Origin of the sequence: Photobacterium halotolerans DSM 18316 (genome assembly GCF_000425165.1) — a bacterium.
GTDB classification, from domain to species: Bacteria; Pseudomonadota; Gammaproteobacteria; order Enterobacterales; family Vibrionaceae; genus Photobacterium; species Photobacterium halotolerans.
On record NZ_KE384321.1, the window covers coordinates 180,337 to 192,564 of the forward strand.

Consider the following 12,228-nt stretch of genomic DNA (forward strand, 5'->3'; position numbering starts at 1 on the left):
CTATGCGCCAATCGAACACCTGTCACAAAAAAGAAAATGAAATATTCTGCTGCCTCTCAACTTCAGATCATGCATCTGGACTATAGCCAGGATGCTGTTCTGGACTGGTTCGAACCTCTTTCTGCCTCCCCTTGGGCTATGCTGCTGCGTTCAGCGGCACAAGGCCACCCTGACAATCGTTATGACATTCTGGTTGCCGGCCCGCTGGCGACCATAGAAACCCGCGACGGTGTCAGTGTGATCACCCATGCAAGCGGCCAGCAACACAGCTCAGATCAAGATCCGTTTTCATTATTACACGCGCTGCAGTCGGAATTATTACCGGCCTGTCCGGCCATCGGCGATCTGCCTTTTACCGGCGGCGCTGTGGGGTATTTTGCTTACGATCTGGGCCGGCAGGTGGAAAAGATACCGGCCCTGGCCATTCAGGATATCAAGGCGCCGGATATGGCGGTGGGCTTATATGACTGGGCGTTAATTGCTGACCACCATACCCAGCAGCTCTCGCTGGTGGCGCCGGATACCTCAGCGCGGCTGCAGTGGCTGAAAGCACAGCAGTCAGCTGAGTCTGACCAGAGAGATGCCTTTCGGCTGACCTCCGACTGGCAGGCCAATATGACGCTCGACAGCTATATCGGGAAATTTAATCAGGTACAGGATTATTTGAACGCGGGTGACTGCTATCAGATTAACCTGGCACAGCGTTTCAGCGCGGGTTATCAGGGCGATGAATGGCAGGCTTACCGGAAACTGGAAGGCCATAATGGCGCGCCCTTTTCGGCCTTTATTCGACTTGAGCAGGCCGCGGTGTTGTCTGTGTCACCGGAGCGTTTTCTGAAGCTCAAAGATAACAAAATTGAAACCAAGCCGATTAAAGGCACCCGCCCGCGCTCTGCCGATCCTGTCACCGATCAGGCCAATGCCGATGATCTGAAACACGCCAGCAAAGACAGGGCGGAAAATTTGATGATAGTCGATTTGCTGCGCAATGATATCGGCCGGGTGGCATCACCGGGCACGGTGCGTGTCCCCAGCCTGTTTGCCATTGAAAGCTTCCCGGCCGTGCATCACTTGGTCAGCACGGTCACGGCCGACATGGATCCTGCTCACTATTGTGCAACGGATCTGCTGAAAGCTTGTTTTCCTGGCGGTTCTATCACGGGGGCACCGAAAGTCCGCGCCATGGAAATTATCGAAGAACTGGAGCCGCACAGACGCAGCGTGTACTGCGGCAGTATAGGTTACATCAGCCGCTGCGGTCAGATGGATACCAGCATCACGATCCGAACCCTGATTGCGGTCAACAAGCAGATTTATGCCTGGGCCGGCGGCGGTGTGGTGGCCGACAGCGACGCTCAGAGCGAATACCAGGAAACGCTGGACAAGCTGAGCAAAATTCTGCCAATCTTATAACAGACCCTCAACAAACTGCCGGGAGGGGGCGCTACCGGGAATACCATATGATAGTCCAGCATCACATGCTCAGCCGCTTCCTGCTTGCGCAGCCGGGCCAGTATGATCGCAGTCATCAGAGACGTATCAAACAATTGCTGCCCAACAGCAGCCGCTTCAAACCCGCGGCAGTAATGATCCCTCTGGTAGCAAGGCCTGATGGCTACCATGTGATACTGACCCGGCGGGCAAACCATCTGAAACACCATCCTGGCCAAGTGGCCTTTCCGGGCGGCCGCTTTGAAAGCGAAGACGGCGAACTCATCAATACTGCCATCCGGGAAACCCAGGAAGAGATCGGCATTCTGTGTGATAAAAAAGACATTCTGGGCAAATTGCCCGCCCTCCCGACACTCAGCGGTTATATGGTCACACCGTTTTTAGCGACTGTTGCCGCCAGCTACCGGCCCGTGCTCGATCCCAACGAAGTCGACAGCATTTTCGAAGTCCCCGTTACCTTCTTGCTCAACCCCCGCAATATGCGCACCCAGCGTTTTACCTTCAAAGGTAAGGAACACACCATTTATGCCATCCCGTATCAGGAATATTCCATTTGGGGCGCAACGGCTCAGATAGTCAAAGCCCTGTCACATCAAATCTGGGTCGACAATCGCTGAAGCTTTCACCACCTGTGACACAAATGACCATTCCTTTGGTGATCAAACTCTCATTTCCTTGCAACAAATGTTAAATAGTGAGCGAGTTTTTTCACAGATCATTTTTTCATGCCTTAAATAAGCGAAAATACCCCGGTTCCTGTTCCCTATTAAATATTGGACTAACTTATGCAAACGAAAACTGCATCTGTATCTGCTGCATCCGCTGCTGCCAAAAGCCGCTGGACAGCACAAGATACGACCTGGGTGCTTTCCCTTTTTGGTACGGCCGTTGGTGCCGGAATTCTGTTCCTGCCAATTAATGCGGGTATGAGCGGTTTCTGGCCACTGCTGGCGATGACACTGCTGATTGGCCCGATGACGTACTTCGCACACCGCGGTCTGGCGCGTTTTGTCCTGTCTTCCGCGAAACCCGGCAGTGACATTACTGAAGTGGTGGAAGAACATTTTGGCGCCAGTGCCGGTAAATTAATCACCCTGCTCTACTTCTTTGCTATTTACCCGATTGTGCTGATTTATGGTGTCGGTATCACCAATACTGTCGATTCTTTCCTGGTCAACCAGCTTGGCATGGCATCCATGCCACGCGCTTTACTGTCCATCATTTTGATCCTGGGTATGATGTCCGTGATGATTGCCGGTGAAAAACTGATGCTGAAAGTTACTCAGTTTCTGGTTTACCCGCTGGTGGGTATTTTGCTGTTTATGTCGGTATATCTGATCCCCGAGTGGAATCTGTCTTCCGTCAGCCTGAGCACTATGCCTTCACTGGGTGATTTTGCGATCACCTTGTGGATTACCATCCCTGTCCTGGTATTTTCGTTTAACCACAGCCCTATTATCTCGGCTTTTTCGCAGGCACAAGCGCGCGAACACGGCGAACAGGCTGAAGAGAAAGCATCCCGTATTCTGGCGCGATCTGCCGTTATGCTGCTGGGCTTTGTGATGTTCTTCGTGTTCTCGTGCGTACTGAGCCTGAGCCCGCAGGATCTGGCACAGGCGAAAGCGGAAAACCTGGCTATTCTGTCTTACCTGGCCAACAAACACGACAGTCCATTTATTTCATATCTGGGCCCGGTTGTAGCATTTGTGGCTATCGTTTCCTCTTTCTTCGGCCATTATCTGGGCGCGCGGGAAGGTCTGAATGGTCTAGTTTCTAAACAATTAAAGTCGGCTGGTAAGCAAGTTAACGAAAAGAATATTGACAAATTTACCGTTGTCTTCATGATTGCTACTATCTGGTTGGTCGCGACAGTTAATCCTAGTATTCTTGGGATGATTGAAACATTAGGCGGCCCGATTATTGCGACAATCTTGTTCCTGATGCCTATGTATGCCGTACATAAAGTACCGGCAATGCAGAAGTACAAGGGCGCGGTAAGCAACGTATTTGTCACACTCATGGGTCTGATTGCGATTTCAGCCATTATGTACGGGCTATTTTTCTAACGTTTCGCCTGTACAGCATTACTGACAAAATACGTAAAAGAACCGATACTTAAGAGCAGGGGAGCTTTCAGCACCTGCTCTTTTGTTTTGACTATACTCGCCAAGGAAGGGGCGGGAGTTCATAAAAAGATAACAGTCCCGGGCCGAAGCAAGATCGCTTCCCCGACTGAGGTACTACGCATGATCAGTATTTTTGATATCTTCAAAATTGGTGTGGGTCCTTCCAGTTCGCACACTGTAGGTCCGATGAAAGCAGGTAAAGAGTTTGTCGATAACCTGCGTGAAATGGGCAAAATCAATGATGTGACAAAAGTCACCGTTGATGTGTATGGCTCTCTGTCTCTGACAGGTAAAGGCCACCACACAGACATTGCCATTATCATGGGCCTGGCTGGCAACAGCCCTGAAACTGTTGATATCGACAGCATCCCCGGGTTTATCGCCAGCGTTGGTGAAACCGAGCGTCTTCCAATTGCAGGTAATAGTCACACCGTTGATTTCCCACGTGATGGCGGAATGAATTTCCATAACACCAATCTTTCCCTGCATGAGAATGGCATGAGTATTCATGCATGGGCTGGCGAAGACAAAATTTACAGCAAGACCTATTACTCTATCGGTGGCGGCTTCATTGTTGATGAAGAAAACTTCGGTAAAGAAGAAGAGTCTGAAATCAAAGTCCCGTACCCGTTTACCTCGGCACAAGAGCTGGTTCAGCACTGTAAAGAAAGCGGTCGCTCCATGAGCTCTATCGTCATGGCAAACCAACGTGCCATGAACACTGAAGACGAAATTAAAGATTACTTCGCCAAAATCTGGAAAACCATGCAAGACTGTATGGACCGTGGCATGAACGAAGAAGGCATTCTCCCTGGTCCACTGCGTGTGCCTCGCCGTGCTGCCGCCCTTCGCCAGCAGCTCATTACTTCAGAGCGTACCAACACCGACCCGATGACAGTGGTTGACTGGGTGAACATGTACGCTTTTGCAGTGAATGAAGAAAACGCAGCAGGCGGCCGGGTAGTCACTGCGCCGACTAACGGTGCTTGCGGTATTATCCCTGCAGTACTGGCTTACTATGATAAATTCATTCAGCCGGTCAGCGAAAAAGAATATATCCGTTACTTTGCCGCGTCTGGCGCAATCGGCGGTCTGTATAAGCGTAATGCTTCTATCTCTGGTGCTGAAGTAGGCTGTCAGGGTGAAGTGGGTGTTGCCTGCTCAATGGCGGCTGCCGGTCTGGCAGAGCTGATGGGCGCAAGCCCTGAGCAGGTGTGTATGGCCGCGGAAATCGCCATGGAGCATAACCTGGGTCTGACATGCGACCCGGTTGCCGGCCAGGTGCAGGTACCTTGTATCGAACGAAACGGTATCGCAGCGGTTAAATCCATCAATGCTTCACGTATGGCGTTACGTCGTGCTTCCGAGCCTCGGGTATCGCTGGATAAAGTGATCGAGACCATGCTGGAAACCGGTAAAGACATGAATGCCAAGTATCGCGAAACCTCTCAGGGCGGATTAGCGATCAAAGTGATCTGCTGATCCAAAGAGCAATCTGATTGATACGTTAAAGGAGGCTTAAGCCTCCTTTTTTTATTCCCTGTATTCTCGGTCTCAGCCAGCCCGCTACCCTGCCTTTTTTGCTTACAACGTGCTAAACCCGCCATTATTTCGCCTGCAGCCGGGCTCTAACAGCGTCCAGCTTTCTTCACCGCCATACCGAACCTGCCAGCAACCGGCATAAAAAAACCCCGTACCGACGGCACGGGGTAAGCAGTAAATACAGAATTGAAAAAGTTATGCTGCAGCTTTCAGAGGCTCCACAGCAGCCACTTTACGCTCACCGATGGGCAGAACAGTACGGCCGAACTCATTGTTCAGTACCTGGGCCATCGCAAAGTAAATCGCACTCGCACCACAGATGATGCCTTCAAAGCCCGCAATGGTGCCAATCAGGGCGCTGCCAGTGAAATCACGTGCTGCCAGCAGGAAGAACAACACGGTTAAAGACGCAAAGACAAATTGTTTGGCGCGTGGGTAATTGAGTGAACCAACAAACATAAAGGCAGTAAAGACGCCCCACAGCAGCAGATACCATGCCATAAACTCTGCAGGTGCTGCAGGCAGCCCCATGTACGGCATCACAATCAGGCCAACCAGTGTCAGCCAGAACAGACCGTAAGAGGTGAAAGAGGTGGTACCGAATGTATCACCACGCTTAAAACACATCATGCCGACAAGGATTTGAGCCAGACCGCCATAAAAAATCCCCATAGCCAGAATCATAGAGTTCAATGGGAAAAAGCCTGCATTGTGGATGTTCAGCAAAATGGTGGTCATACCAAAGCCCATCAATCCCAAAGGTGCTGGATTTGCAAAATTCGTAGACATTTTATTCCCCTACAGGAAAATTTAAATAAAAGTGGCATTAATTAAAATAATTGCGCAATCTAGCGCGGCGCGAATTCTAATCTATGTCCTGAGGGAAAACAATGTCTCAGCCGTACAAAAACCAACCATCAGACAAAAAAGCATAATTAACCAGAAAAAAGTAAACACAAAAAATATATCAAAATCCATGAAAGATGTAACAAAATGCATCACAAGCCATCAAACCCCTGTAATTACGGCAACAAAAACAGCAAATTCATTATAAATTACACACTAATGAGGCAGCATAAATCCCTGCTTTTATGGCTTGCTACAGATAGCCAGGAAAAGAGACTCAGGGTGATATCAAACAATCAACGGGGAAATTGTGTACAAAAAACCGCTGCCAGGGCAGCGGTTTTTCTCACTGAATCAGCACACAACGTTTGGCTAACGGACGACGGCCGGCCCGGATTCAGCGCTATCATTCTGTGGCTCAATGAATGTGGCACTGGTGTCTGGTGCTTCCCCACCCGACTCCGGCACAGACATTGAAGACGGTGCTTCAGCATCCGCAGACAGCTTAGACTGCAGCAAGCTTATCTGACGCTGCTGGCTCATAACCAATGCATTGAGATCGCGGATGTACTTGTCTTTATCTTTCAGCACCTCGTCTTCCGGTTGGTTACGGGCTATTGCCCCTTTGGAATTGACACCTGCAATAATTAATCTGGCCTGCTCCTGAATGGGCTGATCACGCAAATCGTCTTCTTTTAACGCCTTGGAAATTCTCAGTAGTTTATTTTCAAAATCCAGAATATAAGACTCATATTCATCTTTACTTAAATCGCGTAAGCGCTGCACTTCCAGCGAAATATGCTGAGCATGCGCAAGCTCAAACTGCACTGCACTTGCCGCTTGCTGTATGGCATCAAAATCGCGGGGGGTACGATCTATTAGCGCCTTACCGGCTTCTATACTCAGTTCAATCTGCGCGTAGCTGTTTGGCGCATAATCCCTGACATCCTGACGGCGCAGCTCAATCATCATAGCTTCCAGCGGCGCAATGTAGATTTTTTTGATCGTCTTGACTTCCAGGCTGTGGCTGCGCGAAAGAAACTCATCCTGCTCCTCTCTCGCGTCACTCAACTCATCATCTTCTACCAAAGCAAACAAGCTGGCATACAGGCGATGCAAGCGTGTGTACTCACTTCGGTAGTACTGCCTGGCATCCAGAGAATCCAGATATTGCATCTGAGTGATTGCCGGTGACAGAACATTATCGGCGACCTTCTGCAACTGCTTCAATTGATTAAAAGAAGCCTCAACCTGACCCAGTTCTAACTGTATCTGCTGCAAATACGTGGTAGAGGAAAACAAGGAGTAGCTTTTATAAGCCGTCGACGGCGTGGCGGTGATCTCTTGATAAATGTTTTCTGCATTTTCCCAGCTGGCTACCATGCGCTGATAAGTATCCGGAGAATAAATGGCCAGTGCGCTGGTTTGTTGCATCGACTGCTGCCAGTGCCGGTAAGCAGACAATACCCGCTGAAATTCTCCCTGTTCAGAGATAGCAGTATCCGACTCACTCATTTCAGGTGTGCTTGAGCAAGCACCCAATAACACGGCAAAAAATACCATCAGGGCTGAAAGGCCCGTTCTTTTCATAAAAAATTCCGTAATAATTTGATTTTACAGTCAATCCACTCACAAATATGGAAAGCTATGTCTGTAAAGCGGCAGAAGTCCTACCAGTATGAAATAACAACCCCCTTTCTGCATCAGCATGATAATTGGCCACTTTCTTCGTCAATTACAAGCAGAAAGTGACCATTTATACAAATCGGCAAGACAAAAATGAGTGAATACTCAAATAGTTTAACTGATGCCTACCGGGTACTAAAGCCTTTGCTGGTAAGGAAATCCTTCATGAATGGCCGGGCTTCTTTAGTTAAGGTCGCGGTAATCTGTTCAGACCAACTCATATCTTTATTTCCGCCAGTGCGCGACTGGTAATACTGGCGCACTTTTTCGTCGTATTCTTCCAGCTGATGGCGATCCAACTCCTGCTGATAACTGTTTTGGTGAATCACCAAGGACTGCGGCAGGCGCGGCTTAGATTCAGGATTTTGATCCGGATAGCCCAGGCACAGGCCAAAAACGGGCATGACATGCTTAGGCATATCAAGCAATGCAGCCACCTCTGCCGGATTATTTCTGATCCCGCCAATATAGACCCCACCCAACCCCAAAGATTCAGCCGCTAACAAACAATTTTGTGCCATGAGCGCAGCATCGACGGCACCAATCAGCGTCTGCTCAGTAAAACCAAGCTGTGCTTCAGGATGAATTTGCAAATGGCGGTGGAAATCCACACAGAACACTAAAAACTCTGCCGCTGAAGCCACATAAGGTTGATCACCAGCCAGATGGGCCAACTGAGTGCGTTTGTCTGTATCAACCACCCGTATCACGCTCACGCATTGGATAAAGCTGGAAGACGAGGCTGCAATTGCACAGTCAAGCAGGGTCGAGAGTACATCCGCCTGAATAGGCTCAGAGGTAAAGCGTCGTATAGAACGGTGTGCCAGTATCGTATCAATTGTCTGATTCATTATTCTCTTCATCCTGCTGTTCAGCTTGAAAACACCATTATTCGCTTGCCAATAACAAAGATTATCCGGGGCAATTTATGCACTCTATCATAAACAACCAGATGATCCAGATTGCACACTATGACTGGCCGGCAAGCGTGAAAAAGGAGTAATTCATTGATAAATAATGTTTCGTTTTCATCAAAGTGACTTTTGAACAACATTTTTTTGTCATATTCACCTTCTATCCTGCAGCCCATCAAAACAGCAATGAAGCACTTGATACCTACTTAGGGGAAAAAGAAATGAAAAAAACTGTTTTAGCATCGGCACTGATTACTGCTTTTGTTTCTGGCTCAGCTGCTGCTGCAAACGTTTATGACAAGGATGGGGCAACCGTTGACTTATATGGCCGCGCAGTCGGTATGTACTACAGCTCGGATGATAACAGCGAAAAAGGCGATCAAAGCTACTTCCGCTTTGGTGCCAAAGCGAAGTCTGAGATAAACAGCAACCTGTACGGTGTCGGCGTATACGAAACCGAAGTGAACGCCTCTTCTAAAGACGAAGGTCTTGAAACACGTAAAGCTTATGCCGGTCTGGGCGGTAACTTCGGTGAAGCCACCTACGGTCGTCAGGAAGGGTCATTTACCCTGATTTCTGATTACACAGATACCCTGGAAGAGTTCGGTGCCGATGCCAGTGGTACAGGTACCGACCGTTTCGGTACAGGTAAAACCAGTTCAGTGCTGAAATATGCCGGTGAGTTCAGCGGCCTGACTGTTGAAGCAAGCTACCAGTTGGACAACAACGCCGTCGAGCAAGTTGATGGCGACACATCAACCTCTTACGGTATTGCCGCTTCTTATGCACTGCCTGTGGGCGTGAACTTTGGTGCCGGTTATAACTCAGGTGAAGGCCTGGATGGCACTGATGATGCAGAAGTGACTGCACTGTCTGTTGCCTACGATGCCAACAACATCTATGCCGCTTTGCTGTACAGCATGGGTGAAAACTGGAAAGACAAATCGGGCGCAGAAACCGGCACTGACTACGACGGCTACGAAGCTGTTGTGGGCTACAATTTTGGTAATGGCTTCTCTGCCCAGGCTGTCTACAACTATCTGGAAGCCGATACAGGCACCACATCAGATGTTGAAGACTATTTTGTGCTTGGCGCCTACTACAAGTTCAATAAAAACCTGCGTACCTACGCTGAGTACAAAGCCGATCAAATCGACGGCAACGAAGACGTTCTGGCGATGGCTATCCGCTACGACTTCTAAATTCTTGCTCCACTGCCATCCAAAGCCAGGCCTGTCCAGCCTGGCTTTTTCATTGCATCCGCCTCAGACATAACAGGTTTGCCGCTGATGTAAATAGCGCTAACCATCGAAATTTTCTATTGATGCTACTGATAATTCCGACTTTCACCGCCGACAGACTCACGTTATAGTAGCCCCACAAGACAAAGGAGAAGCTCTATGTTCGTAGTAATTTTTGGTCGCCCTGGCTGCCCTTTCTGTGTTCGTGCAAAAGACTTGGCTGACAAGCTGAAAGAAGAACGTGATGATTTCAACTATCGTTACGTGGATATTCACGCAGAAGGCATTTCCAAGGCTGATCTGGAAAAAACCGTGGGCAAGCCCGTTGAAACGGTCCCACAAATCTTCGTTGATCAACAGCATATCGGTGGCTGCACAGACTTCGAAGCCTACGCAAAAGACAACCTTGGACTGTTTCAATAATCACAGTTCAATTGCGCAAATGTGACTCGTTGACAAAAAGGCTGTTTAATCAGCCTTTTTTTGTGTCGCGCACCTCGAATATCGGTATCGCACAGCAGTAGATTAAGATAAAATTCCGCCTCATACCTTTAGTATATTGCGCTGACTTCGGAAAAATTTGTTGTGAACATCGACGTTGCTGACCTGCTTCGCCAGAATGATATTCTGCTCCTCTTTGTAGTTCTCGCTGTGGGTCTTACGGTCGGAAAACTTCGTATCGCCAAGTTGCAGATTGGTAATTCCATTGGCGTACTCCTGACTGCTCTTATCTTCGGTAACGCCGGTTTTACCTTTGATGCGGAAGCCCTCAATATTGGCTTCATGCTATTCATCTTCTGTGTGGGCATTCAGGCCGGGCCAAACTTCTTCGGAATTTTTTTCCGGGACGGTAAGCATTATTTACTGCTGGCTTTAGTAGTGCTGCTATCGGCCATCACTATCACACTGACCATGTCGCACTACCTCAATCTGGATCTGGGTCTGGCGACCGGCCTCATGGCTGGTTCGCTTACCGCTACCCCGGTTCTGGTCGGTGCCAAAGATGCATTGAGTGGCGGCTTATCCAACCTCTCAGATCCCCTGATTGTTCAGGACCTGATTGACAGCCTGAGTGTCGGATATGCCATGTCTTACCTGATTGGCCTGATCAGCCTGATACTGCTGGCCAAGCTGATGCCCAAGCTGCAAAAGCAAGATCTTGCTGAATCCTCGCAGCAGATTGCAAAAGAGCGTGGAATAGGCAGCGTTTCACAACGCAAAGTCTACTTACCTATCATACGTGCCTACCGTGTCGGACCAGAGCTGATTGACTGGATCGATGGCCGCAACCTGCGTGAACTGGGCATCTATCGCCAGACGGGCTGCTACATTGAGCGTATCCGGCGCCATGGTATTCTTGCCAGCCCGGATGGTGATGCCATCCTGCAGGAAGGCGACGAGATTGCCTTAGTGGGTTACCCGGACAGCCACGCGCGTCTTGATCCCAGCTTCCGCAACGGAAAAGAAGTGTTTGACCGTGATTTACTCGACCTGCGCATTGTAGAAGAAGAGATCGTGGTCAAGAACGACAACATTGCCGGTAAGCGCTTATCCGAGCTGAACCTGGCGGAATACGGCTGCTTCCTCAACCGTGTAGTCCGTGCGCAGATTGAAATGCCGATGGACCACAGTACCCTGCTCAATAAAGGTGACATCCTCCAGGTCAGCGGTGAGAAAAGCCGGGTACTGGGGCTGGCCGAGCGCATTGGCTTTATCTCTATCCACAGTCAGATTGCTGATCTTCTGGCCTTTTGCTGCTTCTTTATTATGGGGCTGCTGTTCGGCTCCATTACCATGACCTTCGGCCAGATCACCTTTGGTCTGGGTAATGCCGCGGGTCTGTTGCTCGCCGGGATTTCCCTGGGTTTCCTGCGGGCCAATCACCCGACGTTCGGCTATGTTCCTCAGGGCGCACTCAATATGGCCAAGGATCTCGGTTTGATGGTGTTTATGGTCGGTATTGGCCTGAGTGCCGGTTCTAACCTGTTTGAATCGATTACGCAAATTGGTCCGAGCGTCTTTTTAGTCAGCATGATGGTGAGCGTGATTCCCGTGATGCTCGCCTACCTTTTCGGCGCTTACGTACTGGATATGAACCGCGCACTGCTGTTTGGTGCCATTATCGGCGCTCGTACCTGCGCCCCGGCGATGGACATGATCAATGAGCATGCCCGCAGTACTATTCCGGCTCTGGGCTATGCGGGCACCTACGCCATCGCTAACGTTCTGCTCACAATAGCAGGTACGCTGATTATTATTCTCAGCTAGCACCTCCCCACACGGCTGACACTGGCATTTGGCAGAGTCAGCCGTTATTCAGATGATAGGTGGTATAATCTCTCACAATTAACCGGTGAAAATTGTACCCGCCAGCCCCCTTTGCTATAAAGCGTGCTTTCTGGTATTCGCAACTCTATTCCA

10 protein-coding genes are annotated in these 12,228 nt (G+C 49.5%); 7 read left to right on the top strand and 3 right to left on the bottom strand.

Annotated features, from left to right (window positions below; translation table 11 throughout):
- The first annotated feature begins 36 nt into the window (after nt 1-36).
- The 4 genes from pabB to H511_RS0116680 all read left to right on the top strand — a co-directional run bounded on the left by pabB (nt 37) and on the right by H511_RS0116680 (nt 5,060).
- Nucleotides 37-1,413, top strand: a complete 1,377-nt coding sequence (gene pabB, locus H511_RS0116665; protein WP_027253331.1) for an aminodeoxychorismate synthase component I — start codon at nt 37-39, stop codon at nt 1,411-1,413.
- Nucleotides 1,414-1,460: 47 nt separating this feature from the next.
- Nucleotides 1,461-2,069 (top strand): CoA pyrophosphatase, encoded by a 609-nt coding sequence (locus tag H511_RS0116670; RefSeq protein WP_027253332.1) that lies wholly within the window; start codon nt 1,461-1,463, stop codon nt 2,067-2,069.
- Nucleotides 2,070-2,237: 168 nt separating this feature from the next.
- Nucleotides 2,238-3,518 (top strand): serine/threonine transporter, encoded by a 1,281-nt coding sequence (locus H511_RS0116675; RefSeq protein WP_027253333.1) that lies wholly within the window; start codon nt 2,238-2,240, stop codon nt 3,516-3,518.
- A 180-nt stretch (nt 3,519-3,698) separates the two neighbouring features.
- Complete coding sequence (locus H511_RS0116680; protein ID WP_027253334.1) at nt 3,699-5,060, top strand: L-serine ammonia-lyase; 1,362 nt, start codon at nt 3,699-3,701, stop codon at nt 5,058-5,060.
- Between the two features lie 255 nt (nt 5,061-5,315).
- Here the strand turns inward: H511_RS0116680 and H511_RS0116685 are convergent, their stop codons facing one another.
- From H511_RS0116685 to nfsA, 3 genes are all read right to left on the bottom strand, one after another.
- On the bottom strand, nt 5,316-5,909 hold the full coding sequence (locus H511_RS0116685; protein ID WP_027253335.1) for an acetate uptake transporter: 594 nt from the start codon (nt 5,907-5,909) through the stop codon (nt 5,316-5,318).
- A gap of 429 nt (nt 5,910-6,338) precedes the next feature.
- Nucleotides 6,339-7,556: a hypothetical protein gene (locus H511_RS23705; RefSeq protein WP_051288288.1), complete on the bottom strand. Its 1,218-nt coding sequence runs from the start codon at nt 7,554-7,556 to the stop codon at nt 6,339-6,341.
- 221 nt (nt 7,557-7,777) lie between these two features.
- Nucleotides 7,778-8,503 carry an oxygen-insensitive NADPH nitroreductase gene (gene nfsA / locus H511_RS0116695; protein WP_027253336.1) on the bottom strand — a complete coding sequence of 242 codons (726 nt, stop codon included), beginning with the start codon at nt 8,501-8,503 and terminating at the stop codon, nt 7,778-7,780.
- 284 nt (nt 8,504-8,787) lie between these two features.
- Here nfsA and H511_RS0116700 point away from each other — a divergent pair, with 284 nt between their 5' ends.
- The 3 genes from H511_RS0116700 (at nt 8,788) to H511_RS0116715 (ending at nt 12,075) form a co-directional block, all read left to right on the top strand.
- Complete coding sequence (locus H511_RS0116700; protein WP_027253337.1) at nt 8,788-9,768, top strand: porin; 981 nt, start codon at nt 8,788-8,790, stop codon at nt 9,766-9,768.
- Between the two features lie 198 nt (nt 9,769-9,966).
- The gene (locus H511_RS0116710) at nt 9,967-10,230 is read left to right on the top strand and encodes a GrxA family glutaredoxin (RefSeq protein ID WP_027253338.1); all 264 of its coding nucleotides are present in this window, start codon (nt 9,967-9,969) and stop codon (nt 10,228-10,230) included.
- A gap of 162 nt (nt 10,231-10,392) precedes the next feature.
- The gene (locus tag H511_RS0116715; protein WP_027253339.1) at nt 10,393-12,075 is read left to right on the top strand and encodes an aspartate:alanine antiporter; all 1,683 of its coding nucleotides are present in this window, start codon (nt 10,393-10,395) and stop codon (nt 12,073-12,075) included.
- Nucleotides 12,076-12,228: the final 153 nt, after the last annotated feature.

Excerpts from the sequence above, each read along its gene's own strand:
- H511_RS0116700 (WP_027253337.1), top strand. The coding sequence starts at position 8,788 with ATGAAAAAAACTGTTTTAGCATCGGCACTGATTACTGCTTTTGTTTCT.
- H511_RS0116685 (WP_027253335.1), bottom strand. The coding sequence starts at position 5,909 with ATGTCTACGAATTTTGCAAATCCAGCACCTTTGGGATTGATGGGCTTT.
- H511_RS0116675 (WP_027253333.1), top strand. The coding sequence starts at position 2,238 with ATGCAAACGAAAACTGCATCTGTATCTGCTGCATCCGCTGCTGCCAAA.
- nfsA (WP_027253336.1), bottom strand. The coding sequence starts at position 8,503 with ATGAATCAGACAATTGATACGATACTGGCACACCGTTCTATACGACGC.
- pabB (WP_027253331.1), top strand. The coding sequence starts at position 37 with ATGAAATATTCTGCTGCCTCTCAACTTCAGATCATGCATCTGGACTAT.
- H511_RS0116710 (WP_027253338.1), top strand. The coding sequence starts at position 9,967 with ATGTTCGTAGTAATTTTTGGTCGCCCTGGCTGCCCTTTCTGTGTTCGT.
- H511_RS23705 (WP_051288288.1), bottom strand. The coding sequence starts at position 7,556 with ATGAAAAGAACGGGCCTTTCAGCCCTGATGGTATTTTTTGCCGTGTTA.
- H511_RS0116670 (WP_027253332.1), top strand. The coding sequence starts at position 1,461 with ATGATAGTCCAGCATCACATGCTCAGCCGCTTCCTGCTTGCGCAGCCG.
- H511_RS0116680 (WP_027253334.1), top strand. The coding sequence starts at position 3,699 with ATGATCAGTATTTTTGATATCTTCAAAATTGGTGTGGGTCCTTCCAGT.